General features: G+C 58.5%; 19 protein-coding genes. 15 read left to right on the top strand and 4 right to left on the bottom strand.

What is annotated here, in order from left to right; genetic code table 11:
- The 3 genes from AABE20_RS03795 to AABE20_RS03785 form a co-directional block, all read right to left on the bottom strand.
- Entirely contained in the window at window positions 1-1,011 is a 1,011-nt protein-coding gene (locus AABE20_RS03795) for an ABC transporter permease (protein WP_338331919.1), read from the bottom strand.
- A gap of 59 nt (window positions 1,012-1,070) precedes the next feature.
- Entirely contained in the window at window positions 1,071-2,879 is a 1,809-nt protein-coding gene (locus tag AABE20_RS03790; RefSeq protein WP_338331918.1) for an ABC-F family ATP-binding cassette domain-containing protein, read from the bottom strand.
- A 63-nt stretch (window positions 2,880-2,942) separates the two neighbouring features.
- Window positions 2,943-3,692 carry a response regulator gene (locus tag AABE20_RS03785; RefSeq protein WP_338331917.1) on the bottom strand — a complete coding sequence of 250 codons (750 nt, stop codon included), beginning with the start codon at window positions 3,690-3,692 and terminating at the stop codon, window positions 2,943-2,945.
- Window positions 3,693-3,897: 205 nt separating this feature from the next.
- On the opposite strand from AABE20_RS03785, the gene AABE20_RS03780 reads away from it, so the two are divergent.
- From AABE20_RS03780 to glpK, 12 genes are all read left to right on the top strand, one after another.
- A complete protein-coding gene (locus AABE20_RS03780) occupies window positions 3,898-4,314 on the top strand; it encodes a sigma-70 family RNA polymerase sigma factor (RefSeq protein WP_408740681.1) in 417 nt (138 codons plus the stop codon).
- A gap of 113 nt (window positions 4,315-4,427) precedes the next feature.
- Window positions 4,428-5,024 (top strand): sigma-70 family RNA polymerase sigma factor, encoded by a 597-nt coding sequence (locus AABE20_RS03775; protein WP_338331915.1) that lies wholly within the window; start codon window positions 4,428-4,430, stop codon window positions 5,022-5,024.
- 116 nt (window positions 5,025-5,140) lie between these two features.
- Window positions 5,141-5,302: a NepR family anti-sigma factor gene (locus AABE20_RS03770; RefSeq protein ID WP_338331914.1), complete on the top strand. Its 162-nt coding sequence runs from the start codon at window positions 5,141-5,143 to the stop codon at window positions 5,300-5,302.
- 101 nt (window positions 5,303-5,403) lie between these two features.
- Complete coding sequence (locus AABE20_RS03765; RefSeq protein WP_338331965.1) at window positions 5,404-7,077, top strand: sensor histidine kinase; 1,674 nt, start codon at window positions 5,404-5,406, stop codon at window positions 7,075-7,077.
- A gap of 100 nt (window positions 7,078-7,177) precedes the next feature.
- Entirely contained in the window at window positions 7,178-8,899 is a 1,722-nt protein-coding gene (gene cydD, locus AABE20_RS03760; protein ID WP_338331913.1) for a thiol reductant ABC exporter subunit CydD, read from the top strand.
- Between the two features lies 1 nt (window position 8,900).
- Entirely contained in the window at window positions 8,901-10,634 is a 1,734-nt protein-coding gene (gene cydC, locus AABE20_RS03755) for a thiol reductant ABC exporter subunit CydC (protein WP_338331912.1), read from the top strand.
- An 86-nt stretch (window positions 10,635-10,720) separates the two neighbouring features.
- Window positions 10,721-11,098, top strand: coding sequence for an OmpA family protein (locus AABE20_RS03750; protein ID WP_338331911.1), 378 nt, complete (start codon window positions 10,721-10,723; stop codon window positions 11,096-11,098).
- A 74-nt stretch (window positions 11,099-11,172) separates the two neighbouring features.
- Entirely contained in the window at window positions 11,173-13,023 is a 1,851-nt protein-coding gene (gene recQ / locus AABE20_RS03745; RefSeq protein WP_338331910.1) for a DNA helicase RecQ, read from the top strand.
- Window positions 13,020-13,802, top strand: coding sequence for a DeoR/GlpR family DNA-binding transcription regulator (locus AABE20_RS03740; protein ID WP_338331909.1), 783 nt, complete (start codon window positions 13,020-13,022; stop codon window positions 13,800-13,802). The genes recQ and AABE20_RS03740 overlap by 4 nt, the downstream gene beginning before the upstream one ends.
- 121 nt (window positions 13,803-13,923) lie before the next feature.
- Window positions 13,924-15,441 (top strand): glycerol-3-phosphate dehydrogenase, encoded by a 1,518-nt coding sequence (gene glpD / locus AABE20_RS03735; protein WP_338331908.1) that lies wholly within the window; start codon window positions 13,924-13,926, stop codon window positions 15,439-15,441.
- Window positions 15,442-15,490: 49 nt separating this feature from the next.
- Window positions 15,491-16,309 (top strand): MIP/aquaporin family protein, encoded by an 819-nt coding sequence (locus AABE20_RS03730; RefSeq protein ID WP_338331907.1) that lies wholly within the window; start codon window positions 15,491-15,493, stop codon window positions 16,307-16,309.
- A 27-nt stretch (window positions 16,310-16,336) separates the two neighbouring features.
- The gene (gene glpK / locus AABE20_RS03725; protein ID WP_338331906.1) at window positions 16,337-17,836 is read left to right on the top strand and encodes a glycerol kinase GlpK; all 1,500 of its coding nucleotides are present in this window, start codon (window positions 16,337-16,339) and stop codon (window positions 17,834-17,836) included.
- Between the two features lie 60 nt (window positions 17,837-17,896).
- Here the strand turns inward: glpK and AABE20_RS03720 are convergent, their stop codons facing one another.
- On the bottom strand, window positions 17,897-18,388 hold the full coding sequence (locus AABE20_RS03720) for a copper chaperone PCu(A)C (protein WP_338331905.1): 492 nt from the start codon (window positions 18,386-18,388) through the stop codon (window positions 17,897-17,899).
- A gap of 132 nt (window positions 18,389-18,520) precedes the next feature.
- Between AABE20_RS03720 and nrdR the strand changes: the two genes are divergently transcribed.
- From nrdR to thiL, 3 genes are all read left to right on the top strand, one after another.
- Entirely contained in the window at window positions 18,521-18,997 is a 477-nt protein-coding gene (gene nrdR / locus AABE20_RS03715) for a transcriptional regulator NrdR (protein WP_086646468.1), read from the top strand.
- A 62-nt stretch (window positions 18,998-19,059) separates the two neighbouring features.
- Window positions 19,060-19,587, top strand: coding sequence for a transcription antitermination factor NusB (gene nusB / locus AABE20_RS03710; RefSeq protein ID WP_338331904.1), 528 nt, complete (start codon window positions 19,060-19,062; stop codon window positions 19,585-19,587).
- On the top strand, window positions 19,553-20,551 hold the full coding sequence (gene thiL, locus AABE20_RS03705; protein WP_338331903.1) for a thiamine-phosphate kinase: 999 nt from the start codon (window positions 19,553-19,555) through the stop codon (window positions 20,549-20,551). The genes nusB and thiL overlap by 35 nt, the downstream gene beginning before the upstream one ends.
- Window positions 20,552-20,571: the final 20 nt, after the last annotated feature.

Below are 20,571 nucleotides of genomic sequence, written 5' to 3'. Positions count from 1 at the left end.
TCATTCCCGCCGGGAGGTATCGCGCACGTCCAGCGCATCGCGCAGACCATCGCCCAGAATGTTCAGGGCCAGCACAACAGCCACAATAGCCAGACCGGGTGCAATGGCGACCATGGGGCGGGTGTATATCAGCCCTTCGCCATCAAGAATGATTGTCCCCCATGATGCCGCCGGAGCCTGCACCCCAATGGAGAGAAAAGACAATGCACTTTCCGCCAGCAGGGCCATGGCCATAAGCAATGGCCCCATCACAACCAGCGTTGTGCTGACATTGGGCAAAATATCACGCAGCACAATACGCCAGCGCGGCACCCCCAGACATTTGGCAGCCGTTACAAACTCGGCCTGTCGCAACGCAATAACCCGCCCACGCACTGGGCGTGCGGCATAGGGGACATAGACCAGTGCTATAATCACAATGGGAATAAGCAGGTTATCAGCCTCTATAACAAACGGCCCAATCCGCAGCCCCGAGGTGATTGTGACAATGGAGAGCGAGATGGCGAACAGGTAAACAGGGACTGCCCACATAATATCCATCAGTCGGGACAGAACCATGTCTGTTATGCCGCCAAAAAAACCGGCGGTAATGCCCACCACTCCGGCCATAACAAGGCACAGGAGTGCCGCACTAAAGGAAATAAGCAGAGAGTTCCGCCCCCCGTAGAGCAGGCGGGCCATAATGTCGCGCCCCTGACTGTCCGCTCCCAGCAGGTAGGTGGTGCTGCCTGTTGGTCCAATGGGGCTAAGCCCCAGATGCAGCGGGTTGTCGTTGGGCTGCATAATGTCTGTTTCCTGCCCGTTCAGCACAATGGTGCCTGCTACGTTGGAGACAAACGGGTCGGTATGGGCAATGTGGTGGGCATAAAAAGGCGCGCACAAACTGGCCAGAACAATAACGGCAAGAACAGCAAAAGAGGCAAGAGCGGAGCGGTTGCGTAGTAACGACCGGAACGCGCTTGCCCATGGTCCGGCAGAAGGTCTGGGCGTGTCGGGCGGCTTTGTCATCATGCCTGCGATTCAGAGTGCAAAGTTACTGTGTGGCGTTACGCGGGGTGGGCAATGGCGGCTTACTCAGCCGATAATGCTTCACGCTTCATTTCCAGTTCAAGCCACTGTTCTTCACATTCTGCCAGTTTTGCCTCAATTTTTTCCAGTTCGGCGGTGTGGCGGTCAAACGCCTTGGGGTCCTTGTTGTAAAGGTCGGGGTCGGCCATGCTGGTGCGGTGTGTGGCGGCTTTGGCCTCCAGTTTTTCCATTTCCAGCGGCAGGTTGTCCAGTGCGTACTGGTCTTTGTAACTCAGCTTGCGCGTAGCCTGTCTGGCGGGTTGCTCCCGGGGTTTTGTCGGCTCGGATACCGCGACAACGGGCGACGTTTCCAGCGGTTGCAGGTTCCGCTGGACCAGCATGTCGCTGTAGCCGCCGGCGTATTCAACCCATGCGCCCGCACCTTCGGCCGCCAGAACGGAGGTGGCTATGCGGTCCAGAAAATCACGGTCATGGCTGACCAACAGGACCGTGCCGGGATACGTGCAAAGCATATCTTGCAAAATATCCAGTGTTTCCAAATCCAGATCGTTGGTGGGTTCGTCCAGAATAAGCAGGTTGGACGGTTTGGCGAGCGCGCAGGCCAGCATCAGGCGGCCCCGCTCCCCGCCGGATAGGGCGCTAACGGGTGTGCGGGCCTGTTCTGGGCGGAACAGAAAATCCTTCATATAGCCAATAACATGGCGCTTTTCGTCCCCGATCTGGACCATGTCGCCCCCACCATCGGTCAGGGTTTCGGCCAGTGTGCGTTCGGGGTCAAGGGAGCGGCGCTGCTGGTCCAGAGTAACCATGCTTAAGGAAGGGCCAAGCGTAATACTGCCACTATCGGGCTGGTCGCCCCCGGTTAGCAGGCGCAGCAGGGTTGTTTTGCCCGCACCGTTGGCCCCCACAACGCCAAGCCGGTCTCCGCGCAGGACGCGCAGGTTAAGGTTATGAATAACGCATTTGTCGCCCCATGCCTTGTTTACGTCCTCTGCCACAGCCACAAGGCGGCTGGAGGTGGAGGCGGACTGGGCATTGAGAGTAACCGTGCCCGGAGCGCGCACGGCGTCTTTTCGGGCGGTGCGCAGGGCGGCCAACTCGCGCACGCGGCGCACATTGCGTTTGCGGCGGGCGGTTACGCCGTAGCGCATCCAGTCTTCTTCGCGCGCAATCTGGCGGTCCAGCTTATGGGCGTCTCGTTCCTCCTGCTCCAGCACTTCCTCGCGCCAGGATTCAAAGCGGTCAAACCCTTCATCCAGCCTGCGGGTAATGCCCCGGTCCAGCCAGACCACAGAGCGGGAGAGTGTTGAAAGCAGCCGCCGGTCATGGCTGATCATGATCATGGCCGAGCCAAGGCTGAGCAGTTCGCGCTCCAGCCATTCAATGGTTGGCATATCCAGATGGTTGGTTGGTTCGTCCAGCAACAGCACGTCGGGGGCGGCTGCCAGCACGCCTGCAATGGCGCAACGCCGCGTTTCCCCGCCCGAGAGGTGGGCTGTGCTTTCCTCCCCCGTCAGGCCGAGGGCGTCCAGCATGGGGCCGGTACGCCATTCCATGTTGGGGTCGGCAATCTGGGCAGCAACATAATCGGCCGTTGTGGCGTATGCGCTCAGGTCTGGTTCTTGCGGCAGGTAGCGCAGGGACGCACCGGGCTGGAGGAACACAGTGCCCGCATCTGGCTGAATAAGGCCCGCTGCAATTTTGAGCAGGGTGGATTTGCCCGACCCGTTACGCCCGACCAGACAGACACGCTCCCCCTTGCCAACGGCAAACCCCGCGCCATCAAGGAGCGGCTTGCCGCCGAGGGTTAGGGTAATGTCCTGCAAATGAAGTAGGGGGGGGAGCGCCATAACAGATTGAGCCGTTCCAGAATAAAGTCGATCAAGGTTTCTGGCAGCTTTTTACCCAACAGATCAGGTCTGAGCTACACCCATACTGCTTACGGCCTGATAGGTGGCAACGGCAAGGGTTAAGGGGTCAAACGGTTTGGTAATAACAAAGCAGGGTTCCAGTTTTTCGCCTGTCAGCAGTCTTTCGGGGTAGGCGGTTACGTAAATGACTGGAACTTTGAAGGTAGCCGTAATTTCGGCCACTGCGGCCATGCCATCCCCCCCCGGACCGAGGTTGATGTCCGCCAGAATAAGACCGGGGCGGGTTTGTGCGGCCAGTTGCACGGCATCGGCCTGTGTGTGGGCAACGCCTGCAACCTTGTGACCACACTGCATGACCAGAAGTTCTATATCCATGGCGATAATCGGCTCGTCCTCAATAATCAGGACCGATGTCTGCACGCCTTTGTGGAGTTGTTTCTGGGCTGTTTCCAACTCCTGCATGGCCTGATCATGGGGCAGGCCAATAATGCGGGCTGCTGTTTCCACGTTAATTTCTTCCAGCGTGGTCAGGAGCAGCAACTGCCGCTGGGTGGGGGAAAGACCCGGCCCCTGTGTGTCTCTATGCGTTTCGTCCATACCATACAGGCGCGAAATTGCCTGATAGAGTTGGAGCAGGGGCGTAAACCCTTCCGCAGGGGGTTGTGATGTAAGACCCCTCAGGCTTTGTGCCACCAGCAGGTCGCCCTCCGGCTGGTTGCCAGTCAGGGCGCGTGCATAACGTCTGCCATAAGGGAGAGCCCGGATCAGCCCGTCACGCAGTGACTCTGACATGACAAATCTCCTTATGATTAGGTCATGATAAAAACATACGGTAAGGCAATGATGCCACGGAGCGACGATTGCTGAAAGGGGATGAAGTCTGATTAACACACCAAATCCCGATCATGAGGGCGTGCGCTCCACCTTTAGGGCAGAATTGCTCGCTCTTTTGCCGTCTTTGCGCGGCTTTGCCCGCTTTTTGGCGCGTGATCCCTCCATGGCTGATGATCTGGTGCAGGAGACTGTTCTGCGCGCGCTGGACCGTATGGTGCAGTATGAAGCGGGGAGTAGCCTGAAGGCGTGGTGCTTTACCATTCTGCGCAATCTTTTTCTGGAACAGCGCAGGCGTGGCAAAAAAGAGCGCGAGGTGCTGGCCCATTACGAGCAGCAGCCCCCCCTGCGCGCAGCCCCTGCTGCTGATGGGCGGCAGGAAGTGCAGGAGCTTGAGCTTCTGCTCTGGCAGTTGACCCCTTTGCTGCGTGAAGCACTGGTGCTGATAGGAGCACAGGGCATGACCTATGTGGAGGCGGCCGAAATTTGTGAAGTGGATGTTGGCACCATCAAGGCCCGAGTGTCCCGCGCCAGAACCATGCTGCATAAACTGGCGCAACAGCAGGCGGGTGAGGGCGGGTAACTTCTGGGAGCAAACGCTCTCGTTTTCGTGATTACAAAAAATGCATCCCCATGTAACCTTGCCGGGGTCTTGTTCATTGCTCCCTTAAACGGAAGAAGAGCGGAGTAAAAACAATGACAGCCTCGTTATTCCACGATCAGGTGATTGCTATCCTGCCCAAGCTGCGTGTGCAGGCATTGGCCCTGACCCGCAACCGCACCGCCGCCGAAGATCTGGTGCAGGATGCTGTTTGCAATGCGCTGGCCGCTCAGCAGAGTTTTATCCCCGGCACCAATTTTGGCGCATGGATGCACCGTATCCTGCGGAACCGCTTTATTTCCGATTTGCGCAAAAAGCGCGAAACGACAGATATTGATGATGCCCCCCAGTCCATGCTGGCCGTAGCCGCCCGGCATGATGACAGGCTTGCCCTGATGGAACTGGATGCAGCCCTTGCACGGCTGCCAGACGACCAGCGGGAAGCTTTGGTGCTGGGGGTTCTGGAAGGAATGAGCTATCAGGAACTCGCGGAAATGTCCGGCTGCGCGGTTGGTACGGCCAAAAGCAGGGTTTTCCGCGCTCGGCGTCAGCTTGAAGTCTGGTTAACTGGAGAAGAATCCGTGTCCGAGGCGGCTGGTCGCAAAAAAAGCGGTCGCGTGCACGCAAACGCCACAAAACCTATTGGTGGCGCGCGTGCCGAGTCCTCTAGCATGAATGCTGCTGTAGTCTGAACATGGCGCACGCTGAGCTTGAAAGATGCAGGTCTGTCGGGGATGAATTGCCCGCCCCGCATGCTGCGGCGTCAGGCAAACAATGGCAGGATCCTAGGTTCGGAATGGGAAAGAGTATGGACGGCGCTCCCCCCCGCAAAAGCAGGCAGTCTCGGGATCAGGCTTTTGATGTGTGGCTCAAGCGTGGCCTGCACCAGCTTTTTGATGACGTTGTGAATGAGCCTGTGCCTGAAGAGCTTCTCAAGCTGATTGAGGAAGACCGGAGCAAGCAGGACTGAGCCGTTTGTCTGTATTTTCCTCGGTCGGGCAGGTCGTCCGGCGCTTTGGCGGCCTGCTTATGTCCGGTCTGGGCCGGGTGTTTATCACCACCAGTGCGCGTATGCGGGTGCTGATCTGCCTGTCGGGCATTCCCGTTCTGAGCATTGGGGCCGTTCTGGCCCTTCGTAATTATCAGGAAGTCAGGGTCGGCAGTTCCCAACGCGCGGTTGCGGCCATTATGCGGCTGGACCAGCAGTTCCGGCATGATACCGACCGCCTGCGTAGCGCGCTCGAAACAATTGGCAACATGGACCTGACCCGCGACCAGATCGTGCACGCGCTCAGGCTGGCCGAAACAATTAGCGGGCAGCGTTACTGCTTTTTGGCCGTGTTGGATGAAAAAGGGCAAAAACTCGATTCCGTCTCCCCTTCGGGGCGTTCCTGCGCGGAGGTCGGCACCTTAACGCCACCAGCACGTATTAACGCCACGGTTATGGAGGCTGTGCAAAAAAGTGGTGGTGGGGAAGATAACGGAGCATTTTTGCGCATAACCGTCCCTGCCGCTTTTGTGGCCGAGCCGGAAGCACACGGTTATCTGGTTGGCATCCTGCAAATTTCGCGCACACGCGCTTATCTGGGCGGGGCCTCGGGGTGGGAGGCTTTTTCCGATGATACAAACCCCGTTCAGGCATGGCTGCTCATGCATGATGGGGAGCTTTTCCCCGTATGCACCAACTGTAACTGGGAGCAGCCCCGGCCGGATATGGTCTTCCGCCTGAAGGAAAAGCTGGAAAAAAGCGATCGGTCCGTTGTGTCCCTTCCATCCGTGCAGGGGGGGTACGCATTGGGGGGAATTGCTGGTGGGGCGGATATTTTTGTCTCAACCCAGCGCACCCCCATAGAAGCCGATGCCCTGCGCGCCATGGTATTCCAGATTGCGGCCCTGCTGTTCCTGCTTGCCGCTGGTCTGGTGGGGGTTACGCTTGCGGCCAATATTGTGCTGGTCTGGCCTTTGCGGCGGCTGACATATTCCGTGCGTAAATGGCAGATGGAAGGCGTGTTTGACGGGCGCATTACACGCACCATGCCGCTTGAACTCCAGCGGCTGGGGCAGGCATTTACGCGGGCAACCCAGCGCCTCTCCCGGCATGAGGCAAGGCTGAAGAAGGCCATGGCGCATCAGGAACTCCTGATGAAGGAAATTCACCACCGTGTGAAGAATAACCTCCAGATCGTTGCATCCCTTTTGAATCTTCAGGCCAACCAGATAGCCCACCCGGAGGTCAAGGCGGAGTTTGCTCTGGCGCGAGACCGAATCCGTGCGCTGGCAACGCTGCACCGCACGCTTTATGCGGAAGACTCACTGACCAGCCTGAACATGGCTGTTTTTCTCAAAGATTTGTGTGAGCAGACCTTCCATGTTGCGGGGGAGGCAGATGCGGGGCGCATCAGTCTACAGGTGGAGTCAGACAGCTTCTGGATGGACCCGGATCAGGCTGTGCCGCTGGCGTTGATCGTGACCGAAGTCGTGACAAACTCGATCAAATACGCCTTTCCCGATGGCCGGATGGGCGTCATTCATGTGCGTCTGACAAAAAATGGCAATCTGGTTACGCTGAGTGTTGGTGATAATGGCATTGGTTGCGCGTTTGACCCGGCCTCTGGCACACAGGGGATCGGGCTTAAACTTATTCACGGTTTTGCCAGACAGCTAAAGGCATCTTTGAGCTATAGCGGAAAAGACGGCGTGCTGTTCACGCTGGTCATGCATCTGGATAAAGCGGAAAACCCGTAAAATAAGGCAAGCCGCAGAACGCTGGCATGCCTTATGCGCAGCGGGGAGTGGCGATCTAAACTGTTGCGTCCTTGGCAGAGCAGTATAAACGCTGTCTGTCATGAGGAACGAGAAAGCAGCAATACGTAACTGGACGCGCCTCCAGTCGCGTCTTGGTCGTCAGGCAGCACGATCAGTGGTTGGGTCCGGGCTGCTCTCCAGTCTTGCTGGTATTGGGCAGGCCTGGTGTGTGGCTGTTGTTCTTGGGCATGCCCTTGTGGGCTGGCATGCGGGTGGGCAGGGAGCGGGATTTCCGGCATGGCCTTTCCTGCTGTTTCCGGCTCTGGCCATTTTGCGTGCCCTTTGCATGATTCAGGCCGATGTGGCCGCCGCACGGGCTGGTATTGTTGCGCGCAGGCGTTTGCGGGGGGAGGTCATGGCCTCCATTCTGGCGGGTGGCCCTGCGCTGTTGCGCCGCACCCATAGCGGTGTGCTGGCTTCTGTTGTTGTGGACCGGATAGAAGCGCTGGACGGCTTTTTTGGCCGCTGGGTGCCTGCTTCGGTGCTGTGGATGGCCGCTCCGGTTGTTATTTTGCTTCCTGTTGGCATTATGCAACCACGTGCGGCTGTTATTCTGGGGCTGTGTGGTGTGGCGGTGCCTGTTGGGCAGGCTGTGTTTGGCATTGGTGCGGCTGTGGCATCACGCAACCAGTTTTTGGCCATGACCCGCCTTCAGGCACGCTTTCTGGACCGTATTAAAGGTATTGCCACCATTGTTCTGGCTGGCCGGACAGAAGATGAGACTCGCCGTCTGGGTGATGCCGCCGAGGAACTGCGCGTACGCACCATGAAGGTGCTGCGGGTTGCATTTCTCTCCTCCGCATCAATCGACTGCGCCATGGTCGCCGCTTTTATTCTGCTGGCAGTGCTTGATGGACGGCAGGCGCTGGCCATGCAGGCAGGTGGTCCTTCCCCTGCATTGCAGCAGACTGTTATTGCCAGTCTGTTTGCGCTGTTGGCCGTGCCGGAATTTTTTGCACCCCTGCGTAGCTTTGCTCTGGCCTATCAGGACCGGGCGCATGCACAGGGTGCTGCCACCGCCATACTGGACCTGCCAGAAGTTACAGAGCGCCCGGTGTTGGATGGGGCCAGAACCGTTAGCGCCAATGGCGTTATGGTCGCGTTTGATGATGTCGGCTTTACGTGGGACCCCGCGCGTGGGGCTACGCTGGAGCATGTCAGTTTTACCGTGCCAGCGGGGGAAACGCTGGTGCTGGCTGGCCCTTCTGGCGCGGGCAAGTCGACCATTATGGAATTGCTGCTGGGCTTTATTACCCCCCAGAGCGGGCGTGTGCTGTTGAATGGCGCCCCCTTGCAAAGCATCGTGCCCGATGCGCTCTCACGCGTGGTGTCATGGATTGGGCAAAAACCTGTGCTGTTTGCAGGCTCCCTGCGTGATAATATTCTGTTCGCCAAGCCCGATGCAGATGAGCGGGAACTGGCCAGCGCCCTGCGTTCAGCCGCTGTGGACGAGTTTTTGCCGACTCTGCCCGATGGGCTGGATACACAGATCGGTGAAGGTGGGTTTGGTCTTTCTGGCGGTCAGGCGCAGCGTATTGCCATTGCCCGTGCTTACCTGAAAAACGCGCCGGTTCTGTTGCTGGATGAACCCACGGCGCATCTGGACCCCGCAACCGAAAAAAGTGTTTTTGAAAGCCTGCAACGTCTTGCCGTTGGCCGTACGGTTATTCTGGCTACGCATTCGGCTGCCGCCCATATGTTTAAGGGGCGGCGGATTGACCTGCAAAACGGGCGTGTGATCAACCGGCAGGGGGCCGCCTGACATGGCAACGCAAGATCAGACAACCGCCGGGCAGGCCAGTGTGCCGCCTGTTGCTACAGCTCCCCAGTCTTCCGCCAGATTTACGGACTGGCAGGCCATATGCGTGATCTTTGGCCTATGGCGTAGGCAGGGCGCACGCCTGATTGTTGGGGTATTGCTGGCGCTGGCGGCTTTGGCCTGCGGTCTGGCATTGATGCAGGTGTCCGGCCTGCGGCTGGCCGGGTGTGTTCTGGGCGAATTGGTGGTCACAACAGCGTTGCTGCGCTGGGTGGGGGCAGGGCGCGTGACGTTGCGTTACGCGGAGCGGCTGTTTGCGCATGATGCCATGTTCCGTGCGCTGGCAGACCTGCGGGTGTGGTTTTTCCACTCCCTTGCCCACGGTGCGGCAGCGGGTCTGGGGTTCCGTCGGGCGGGGGATATGCTGTCCCGTCTGGTGTCGGATATTGGCGCGCTGGATGGGCTTTACCTGCGCATTGTGGTGCCGCTGGTCTGTGCCGGTCTGACCTTTCCGGCTCTGCTGGTTATTGTTGGGCGGCAGAGCCTTGTTCTGGGGCTGGCTGTTGGGCTGCTGTTTGCCTGCGCCTCTTTTGTGGTGCCTTGGCTGATCGCACGGTCGGGGCAAAAAGCGGCTGAACAGTCGGCGCATCTTTTGGCGCATTTGCGTATTTCCGTGCTTGATCTGGTTGGTGGGCTGCGCGAGATCCGTGCTTTTGGTGCGGAAGGGCGGATGCTGGCCCGTGTTCAGGCAGCAGATGCAGCACTGCTGCAAGGGCAGATGGCCGTTGCCCGCCGTGCGGCGTTTGCCAATGCTCTGGCCTTTCTGTTTGGGCAGATCGCCATATTTTTGGTACTGCTGGCCATTGGTGGCATTCTGCTCCCCAGGCTGGGGGCGCTTGAAGGCGTGAGCATACTCTTTCTGAGTGTGGCTGCGTTTGAAAGCGCGGTTACCCTTACCCGCGCCGGGTTGCAGGCTGGTATTATGGGGGCGTCCGCCCGCCGGGTGGTGGAAATGGCTGTAAAGCCTGCCGTTGCCCGCGCACAGGCAGCCCAGCAGGATGCGCCAGCCAACACGAGTATCCGTCTGGAGAATGTGCGCTTCCGCTGGGCGGAAGACAGGCCGTGGGTTTTGAAAGGGCTGACGCTCGATATTCCCGCAGGGAGCCGGGTTGCCATTCTGGGACCTTCAGGGGCTGGTAAATCCAGTCTGGCGGCTTTGCTGTTGCGTGCGGCCAGCCCGCAGAGTGGGCATATTGTGTTGGGTGGGGAAGATATGGCCACCATTCGTCCAGAGTCCGTGCGCAGCAAAATGGCATGGCTCTCGCAGGCAACGCATCTGTTTGACGATACTATTCGCGCCAATCTTCTACTCGGTCGCCCCGATGCTTCGGAAGAGGATATGTGGAGAGCGCTTGATCAGGCTGCTGTGTCCGATGTGGTGCGCTCCCTGCCAGAAGGGCTGGATACATGGGTCGGCGAGGGAGGTATTCGCCTGTCCGGTGGGCAGGGGCGCCGTATTGCTCTGGCGCGCACCTTGCTCGCCCCCGCACCCATTCTTATTCTGGACGAACCCGCCACCGGGCTGGACGCACAGACAGAGCAGGAGTTCCTGCGGACGTTGAACAACGTAACCGAGGGGCGCACCGTTATACTGATTGCCCACCGCCTGACCGGGGTGGAAAAGCTGGACCGTATCTGGCGTCTGTCAGACGGGGTGGCAAAAGCCGCTGCTGCTTAGGCCTGCTGGAATCGTTATTGACGCCAGCAGCCGGGAGGGGCACCAAATAAAATGCTTCTGTTTTGATCATTATAGGAATGACCATTATGCGCCGCCTATTTTCAGTTGCCTGCCTGAGCCTGCTGGCTGCTTGTGCAAGTCAGGCCCCTCGCAAATATATTGTGTTTTTTTCCAATCAGTCGGCTGAACTCGATCAGGCCGGGCTGGACGTGGTTGCGCAGGTCGCGCAGGAAGCGGACAAGCATCCCTCCCGCATTGTGCGGGTTGAAGGTTATGCCGGTGCAGGCAAAGACCTCTCTGCCGATGCCCTTGTTGCAATCCAGCGCGCCAAGGCCGTAACCGCCAAACTACAGCAAGATGGCGTTCGGGCTGACCGCATTGTGGAAACACCCCGTGCACCGTCCAATATGGAAGGGATGGTTGTTGGTTCCCGCCGTGTAGAGATTGAACTGACAAGCCCCTGAGCACCATGGAGGAAACAGAACCTGCATTCACCGACATTCCTCCGTATGAGCCACCCCTAGGCCCGCCGGAGGACATGGCGTTTTCAGCGCCACCACGGGATCGGTTTTGTAACCGGTCCGTGCTGGAGGTTTTGCAGGCTGTTTTCGGGTTTCCGGGTTTTCGCAGTTTACAGGCGCAGGCTGTGGAATGCGCCATGCAGGGGCAGGATGCCCTTGTGCTCATGCCCACGGGTGGGGGCAAAAGTATCTGCTACCAGATTCCAGCTTTGTGCCGACCGGGCATGGGGCTGGTAATCTCCCCCCTTATTGCGCTGATGGATGATCAGGTCGCAGGGCTTAGGCAGCTTGGTGTTAATGCCGCGGCCCTGCATTCCGAGCTGGATGAAAACGAATCTGCCCAGATCAGGTCTGATCTGGCCAATGGGCGCGTGGACCTGCTCTATATTTCGCCCGAACGGCTTTTGTCTTCAGGCACGCTCGACCGGCTTACGCGCATCCCGCTTTCCATTATTGCCATTGATGAAGCACATTGTATTTCGGCCTGGGGGCATGAGTTCCGGCCTGAATACCGTGCCCTGACCGCACTGCCGCGGCATTTTCCCAATGTGCCGCGCTTGGCCCTGACCGCCACGGCAGATGAACGCACACGAGATGATATTCTGGCTGCACTCGACATGCCCCATGCGCATGTTCTGGTCTCCAGCTTCCATCGGCCAAACCTGAATATTGCCGTCCAGCCCAAGGGTTCGGAGCTTAAACAACTGCTTGTGGCGCTGGAGCGCTACAGGGAGGACGCCGCCATTGTCTATTGTGGCAGCCGGGCCAGAACCGAGCGTATAGCGGCGTCCCTGCGTGAGCGGGGCTGGCCTGCCCTTGCGTACCATGCCGGCCTCTCCCCTGTGGAAAAACGCGCGGCATTGCTGCGTTTTCGTTCTGGTGAGCCATTGGTTATTGTGGCCACGGTTGCGTTTGGCATGGGCATAGACCGTCCAGACGTGCGCGCCGTTGTGCATCTGGATATGCCATCCTCGCCCGAGGCCTATTATCAGCAGATCGGTCGGGCCGGGCGTGATGGCCTGCCGTCCGATACGGTGCTGCTCTACGGTGGGGAGGACATAGCCCGTGCACGTTACTGGCTGGACCAGTCTGCCGCCCCCGATAACGAAAAACGGATCATGCGCAGCCGTCTGGAGGCCATGATCGCGTTTACGGAAACAACAGGCTGTCGCACACAGGCGTTGCTGAACTGCTTTGGTGAGGAACTGGAGCAGCCTTGTGGCCATTGTGATAATTGCCGCCACCCAGTTCTGACGTTTGATGGAACGGAGGCCGCCCGAAAGCTGTTGTCCGCCGTATACCGCACGGGAGAAAGTTTTGGCGCGCTGCATGTTATTGCCGTTTTGCGGGCTAAACAGACGGATGGCATAAGCCGCAACGGGCATGACAAGCTTTCGGTCTGGGGAATAGGGCAGGATAGAAGCGAGCAGTTCTGGCGCGGTGTGGTGCGCCAGCTTATTGCGCGTGGCGCCTTGCGCATAGAAGGACAATACGGCGGACTGCGACTGAACCCCGATATTGCCCGCCCGATCCTGCGAGGGGAGGAAAGCGTTGCCTTGCGGGCGGACCCGGTTGTGGAACATGGCGGGAATGCTGGCTCGGGCAGGGGGCAAAGGCAATCGGTCGCACTCGATTTGCCAGAGGACCGGCAGGCATTGTTTGAAGCGTTGCGCAAGTGGCGGCGGGAAGAAGCAAAAGAGCAGGAAATACCGCCTTATGTCATCTTCCATGATTCGGTCCTGAAGGATATCGCGCTCGAAAAACCCGATGATCTGGATACGTTGGGAGAAATTAAAGGCGTGGGCCGCTCCAAGTTGGAACGTTATGGAGAGGCCGTGTTAGCAGTTATTGAGGCCGAACCCGCATGAGCAACGCTCTGGAAAGGCGGCGCAGGCATATTTTGCGGCTGGTCAACCAGCATGGTTATGTTGCGAGCGAGGAACTGGCGCGGGAGTTGGGTGTAACCGTCCAGACCGTGCGCCGGGACGTGAACATGATGGCTGGGCAGGGCCTGCTGGCCCGCCACCACGGGGGGGCCAGCAGCCTGTCGCCCGCTGAAAACATTGCGTATTCCGACCGCCAGATCCTGCATTTTCAGGAAAAGGAAGCCATAGGGCGCGAAGCCGCAAAGGCGATTCCTGATGGCGCCTCCCTGTTTATCAACATAGGCACCACCACAGAGGCTTTTGCCCGCTCGTTGCGTACCCACCGCACTTTGCGGGTGATCACCAATAATATTCACGTGGCCACGCTGCTGGCGCCAGCACCCGAATGTAGCCTGATTATTACGGGCGGCAGCGTGCGACTGCGCGATGGCGGCATTGTTGGCCCCGCTGCTGCGGCCATGATTGAGCAGTATCGGGCGGATTTTGGCGTTATTGGCATTTCTGGCATTGATGCGGACGGCACATTGCTGGATTTTGACGCGGATGAAATTAATGCCGCGCAAGCCATTATGCGCAATGCCAGAACCGTTTTTCTGCTGGCGGACCACACCAAATTTTTGCGCAGGCCCATGGCGCGGGTGGGGCATATATCCCAGATCAATGCGTTTTTTACGGATCAGATGCCACCTGCGGGCATTCGTGCCATTTTGCGTGAGCATGACGTGGATTTGCATGTTATTGGCGCGCAGGAATGTTCGTAAAAGAAACATGATGGTTCAAAAAATCTCTTCCGGCGGGGACGCTGACCATAGTTCTTGCGTTCTGTTTTCGAATTCGAATAAAACGAACAAAGCCTTCGTCTAGATGGAACCGATAAAAGCCATGTCAGCACCTGCATCATCCGAGCGTATTTATGACCTTCTTGTTGTCGGGGGGGGCGTTAACGGCACCGGCATTGCGCGTGACGCCTGCGGGCGTGGCGCGTCTGTCCTGTTGGTCGAGCAGGATGATCTGGCAAGCTATACATCCTCATCCAGCACCAAGCTCATCCACGGCGGCCTGCGTTATCTGGAATATTACGAGTTCCGCCTTGTGCGCGAAGCCCTGATGGAGCGTGAACGCCTGCTGACCATGGCCCCCCACATTATGTGGCCGTTGCGGTTTGTGCTGCCCCATTCCAAGCTGGTTCGTCCTGCGTGGATGCTCAAGGCCGGGCTGTTTCTGTACGATCATCTGGCATCCAACATGACGTTGCCCAAATCCATTGGTGTGGATTTTCGTAAGCATTCTTCAGGGCGTGCGCTCAAACCTGAATATACCAAGGGCTTCATTTATTCCGATGGCTGGGTGCAGGATAGTCGCCTTGTTGTGCTGAACGCCATGGACGCCGCCGAGCGTGGGGCGGATGTGCGCGTGCGCACACGCCTGATTGCAGCGCAGCGCGTGAACGGGCAGTGGGTGGCAACGCTGGAAAACCGCACGACAGGCGAGACCCAGACCGTGCGTGCCAAAGCTATGGTCAATGCTGCCGGGCCGTGGGTTGCGCGTCTGCTGGCCGATACGCTCAAAATCCCTAATTCCAAATCCGTGCGGCTGGTCAAGGGGAGCCATATTATTGTCCCGCGTGTGTACGAGGGGCCGCAGGCATATATTTTCCAAAACCCGGATAAGCGGATTGTTTTCGCTATTCCCTACGAACAGAAGTTCACCCTGATCGGCACCACCGATATTCCGTGGAAGGAAGAACCGGGCAAGGTCGGCATTGCGCCAGACGAAGTGACCTATCTGTGCGAAAGCGTGAACCGCTACCTGAATGTTCAGGTGCGCGAAAGCGATGTGGTGTGGAGCTATGCCGGACTGCGCCCGTTGTATGACGATGCATCGGCCAATGCCTCCGCCGTAACGCGCGATTATGTTCTGGATCTGGACACGCAGGACGGCGCGCCTTTGCTGTCCATTTTTGGTGGCAAAATTACAACCTACCGTAAACTGGCCGAGCATGCGCTGGAAAAGCTTGCCCCCGTTCTGCCCGCAGTTGGTGGCCAGAGCTGGACTGCAAGCGAGGTTCTGCCCGGTGGTGATATTGGTGAAGGTGGGTTTGATGGCGCATTGGCCCGCCTGCGCCGTGTGGCGCCCTGGTTGCCAGAGGGGCTGGCATGGCGCCTGATGCGCAACTACGGTAGCCGCACATACGAAATTATCGGGCAGGCTGATACCATGGACGCCATGGGTGAACTGCTTGGTGGTGACCTGACTACGCGTGAGGTCGATTACCTGATGGACCGGGAGTGGGCGCGTACGGCAGAAGATGTTCTGTGGCGGCGTAGCAAGCTTGGCCTGCACCTGAATGACGCGGAAAAAGCCCGTGTTGAAACCTATGTTCAGAAGAAAGCTGTCTGATCTGTAAAACACCGCTTTCCGAACAAAAAAAATAAAAAGAGGAAAGATTATGGATAAGGTAAAGAACTCACTGCTGGGCGAACTGATAGCCGAGTGTCTGGCTGTGCTGATCATCATTCTGGTGGGTGATTCAGTTGCGGCCATGTACTCGCTGTACGACCCCAGCCCCTACCAGCTGTCCTACTGGGGGGTCGCCATTACGTGGGGGCTGGGTGTGACCCTTGCCATTTACGTAACGGGGGCCGTTTCAGGCACCCATGCCAACCCTGCGGTAACGCTGGCATTGGCTTGCTACCGTGGTTTTGCATGGCGCAAGGTGCTCCCTTACTGGGTGGCGCAGGTTGTGGGGGGCTTTTTGGGGGCATCTTTGGTGTATGCCCTGTATGGCTCGGTTATTGTGCATTACGCGCTGGCCCACCATCTGGACTTTGCCAATGATGGCGCGGCTGCGGGCGTGTTCTTTACCCATCCGGGGGAATTTGTAACGCCCCTGCATGCGCTCCTGAACGAGACAATTCTGACCGCATTCCTCGTCCTTGGTATTTTTGCCGTGACCTGCCAGTACAATACGGCAGCCCCGCAGGCGAATTCCGGCGCATTGATTATTGGCCTGCTGGTTGCCATTATCGGTGCGTCCTCGGGTTATCTGGAAGGTTGGGCCATTAACCCCGCGCGTGACTTTGGACCGCGCCTGTTCTGCTTTGTGGCAGGGTGGGGGCGCACGGCTCTGCCATCTCCCCAGAATTACTGGTGGGTGCCTGTTGTTGGCCCGCTTGCGGGCGGTGTTATTGGCGCCACACTCTATCAGACGCTGCTGCGTCCGTTCATGCCCGCTCTGGGCCGCCACTCCACTCCTGCGGCAGACTGACTGCTCAGAATAGAAGGGATATTCCCCATGACCAAAAAAGATTGTGTTCTGGCGATCGATCAGGGAACAACGTCAACCCGCAGCATTGTTTTTGACCGCGATGCCAACGAACTGGCTGCCGCCCGTCAGGAGTTCCCCCAGCATTACCCCAATGCAGGCTGGGTTGAGCACTGCCCGGAAGATATCTGGACCGATGTGCTCAACACCGCCCGTGCAGCACTGGAACAGAGTGGCGCCATAGATCGGGTTGCGGGCATTGGCATTACCAACCAGCGCGAAACCATAGTGGTATGGGAGCGCAGCACGGGCAAGCCGATCCATCGCGCTATTGTCTGGCAGGACCGGCGGACCGCCAGTGTGTGCCAGAAACTGCGCGACGAAGGAGCCGAGGCTCTGGTGCGCGAACGCACGGGCCTGCTGTTGGACCCCTATTTTTCCGCCACAAAACTGGCATGGCTGCTGGACAATGTGGCCGGTGCGCGTGCCCGTGCGGAAAAGGGCGAACTGGCGTTTGGCACCATTGATTCCTTCATTTTGTGGCGTCTGACCGGCGGCAAGGTCCATGCGACCGATGCAACGAATGCCTCGCGCACCATGCTGTTTGATATTCATCGGCAGCAGTGGGACGAGGATTTGTTGTCCCTGTTCCGTATTCCTGCGGCCCTGCTGCCCGAAGTCAAGGATAGCAGCACCCTGTATGGCGAGACGGACCCAGCCCTGTTCGGGCGGGCCATTCCCATTGCCGGGATTGCGGGGGACCAGCAGGCAGCCGTTGTGGGGCAGGCCTGCTTTACGCCGGGTATGGCCAAGGCCACCTACGGCACAGGCTGCTTTTTGCTGCTGAACACGGGCGACAAACCCGTGGAATCGCGCAACCGGATGCTGACCACAGTTGCCTACCGCCTGAACGGCAAGCCAACCTATGCGCTGGAAGGGTCCATTTTTGTGGCCGGTGCGGCCATTAAATGGCTGCGAGACGGCCTGCACCTAATCACGCATGCCTCCCAGACGGACGATATGGCAACCCGCGTGCCCCATAGCCATGGTGTGTATATGGTGCCGGGTTTTGTCGGGCTTGGCGCACCACATTGGGACCCCGATGCGCGCGGCCTGATCTGTGGTCTAACACTGGATGCAACGGCGGCCCATATTGCCCGCGCGGCACTGGAGTCTGTGGCGTATCAGACGCTGGATCTGGTCAGTGCCATGGTGCAGGATGGTGGCGGCACCACCGAGAGCATTCGTGTGGATGGTGGCATGTCCGCCAATGACTGGTACTGCCAGTTCCTTGCCGACATGCTGCAAGCCAAGGTCGAACGCCCCCGCAATGTTGAAACGACAGCCTTGGGCGCTGGCTTTTTGGCGGGTATGGCGACAGGTGTCTGGGAAAATGAGGAAAACGTGGCGGCCGAATGGGCGCGCGGCACTCTGTTTGAACCCAAAATGGACAGCACCCAGCGCCGGACCATGATTGCTGGGTGGCATCAGGCTGTTAAGCGCACACTCAGCACCTATACGGGTGGCTAAAAGCGACCTGCCTCCAAAGCAGGCGGGTTTTGTTCCGCTTACTTTGGAGGCGGGAGTTCCTTACTGGGCGGCGGACGTGATGGGGGTTGAAACACTTTTGCTCGACCCGCCCAAAAACTGGAATGTAACCTGCACATTGGACTGGCCCAGTGCTTGCGCGACCGGACCAACGCAGAGCATGTGGTAGCCCGCACTTGCGAACACCAGCGTTGTTGTTTCCGGCAGTGCCAGATGCTGGAACAGGTGCCGTGTGCCGGGGGTATTTTCCTGATCGGTGTGGTAGCCAATCAGCTTGCTGCATGCGGGGGAGGTAACCCCGGTTAGCAGGTGGGTCGTGTGGCTGTTATTGGTGAGTGTAAAATAGAGTTCCGCCTGCCCTTGCCCCGGCGTGGTAGGGAAGTGCAACGCACTATCGGTAATGGTAATATCTTTTTGCGCATCGGCCTGTCCGGGAACGGACGGCCCGGTATTGTGTTCCTGGGCATGCACGGGGCTGAGTGCCGTCAGGCTGAGCAGGGCGCTGGCCAGAATTGCTTGGTAACGAGGTTTCATGGTTACTCCGTGGGCCTTGGGGCATGGGCAGTATGGACGAACCCGGTTAAAACAAATATCTGATTGTCACCTAGCGCTCTTTGAACAGCACAATGCCGTCGGATACGCGCCTGAGAGAAGGTTGGTACCATCATGCGTTGCCCTTTTTGCGGGAACCCGGATAGTCAGGTCAAGGACAGTCGACCCAATGAAGAGGGGTCGGCCATTCGCCGCCGTCGGGCGTGCCTGTCCTGTGGGCAGCGCTTTACCACGGTGGAACGCGTGCAGCTGCGCGAACTGGTGGTGGTCAAGCAGGATGGACGCCGCGCCCCGTTTGACAGGGATAAAATTTCCCGCTCCATCCGTATTGCCCTGCGCAAGCGCCCGGTATCGGATGAGCAGATGGAGCAGATCGTAACCGGGGTGGTGCGTCAGCTTGAGGCATCGGGAGATACGGAAGTCGCTTCGGCCCGTATTGGCGAACTGGCGATGGATGCCCTTAAGGAAGTGGACGGCGTTGGTTATGTGCGCTTTGCCAGCGTGTACCGTGATTTTACGGAAGCGCGGGATTTTTCGGAAATTCTGACGCTCATGGAAAGCAAAACCCAGCAGAGCGAACAAAAAGACTAGACCTTTATGGATAAAAACGCCACAAAACGCGGCTCTGCATAAAAGCGGGGCAGGAGAGAACGATGACAGAACTACAGGACCAACCCAAGCTGAAAGCCGCGCAGCGGCCACGCACAGCCGCGCGCGTTGCCGCCGTGCAGGCTCTGTTCCAGATTGAACAGAATGGGGATCGTCCGGATTCCGTTATTGAGCAGTTTCTGGTCCACAGGTTCGGCACGACCCTGAGCGGTGAAACTTACGAAGACGGGCGTATTCCCGAGGCGGATGTGGCGCTGTTTACCTCCATTGTAAGGGGGGCTGTCTCCAACCACACCTCTATTGAGCAGGATATTGTTAAAACCCTGCCATCCACATGGCCGATCGAGCGGCTGGACCCGGTTTTGCGGGCGCTGTTTTTTGCAGCCATTGCGGAATTCCGTCATGCGGAAGTGCCAGCCCCGGTGCTGATCAATGAATATATGGATGTGGCGCATGGCTTCTTTTTTGGGGATGAACCGCGTCTGGTAAATGGTGTGCTGGACACGGTTTTCAAAAACCCGACACCGGTTGAGGACCATGACAGCATCGCACCTTCCCCAACCCAGGACTGACCTGCCGCCCGAATTTGCGTTTATAAAGCGGCATTTTCTGCCACTGGCAGGTTCCGCCGCCCTGAATTTGTGCGATGACGCCGCCGTTTTCTCCCCCCCACAGGGGCGGGAAATGGTGATGGCGGTTGATGCCATGGTGGAAAATGTTCATTTTCTACCCACAGACCCGCCCGATACAATCGGCCGCAAACTGTTGCGGTGCAACCTGTCTGACCTTGCCGCCATGGGCAGCATGCCAGAAGGCTGGCTGCTGGCCTTTGCGCGCCCCCCCCATATTACGGAAAGCTGGGTCGAGCAGTTCTGTCTGGGCTTGGCGCAGGATCAGGCCCATTTTGGGTTGAGCCTGATGGGGGGAGATACAACTTCTACCTCCGGGCCGCTCGTGCTGTCCCTGACTATTGTTGGTTCTGTTTGCCCCGGTCAGGCGATCCGGCGGTGTGGTGCGCGCGCAGGGGATGGATTGTGGGTGAGCGGCACCATAGGCGATGGTGCTTTGGGCCTACGGGTGTTGCAGGGGAGGGAGCGTCTGGATGACCCAACAGGCCATCTGGCGCAACGCTACCGCCTGCCACAGCCCCGTGTGGGGCTGCCACTCCATGGTCTGGCGTCTGCGGCCATGGATGTATCCGACGGACTGGTGCAGGATGCAGGCCATCTGGCGCGGGAAAATGCGCTGCATGTGCGCATTGAGGCCGATACGGTTCCCCTGTCGGCTGCGGCCCGTAGTCTTGGGCGTTCATGGCAGGAAATATGCCTGACTGGTGGAGATGACTACGAAATTCTGTTTGCCGTCCCCCCAGAGCGTGAACAGCAACTTAGCACATGCCCAAGCCTGCCAACCCCGTATGGGAATGTGCCTGTAACGCGCATAGGCCAGTTTGAAGCAGGCCCCTGTGGTGTATCCGTTGTGGATGGGAGCGGAGCACTCATGCAGTTCAAAGCAAACGGGTGGAGCCACCTATAATTCCCCACCTCATGAACCAG

The organism is Acetobacter zythi (assembly GCF_963921165.1).
Lineage (GTDB): Bacteria > Pseudomonadota > Alphaproteobacteria > Acetobacterales > Acetobacteraceae > Acetobacter.
Note: the sequence above shows the minus strand (reverse complement) of the source record. Positions and strands in the feature narration are given on the sequence as shown.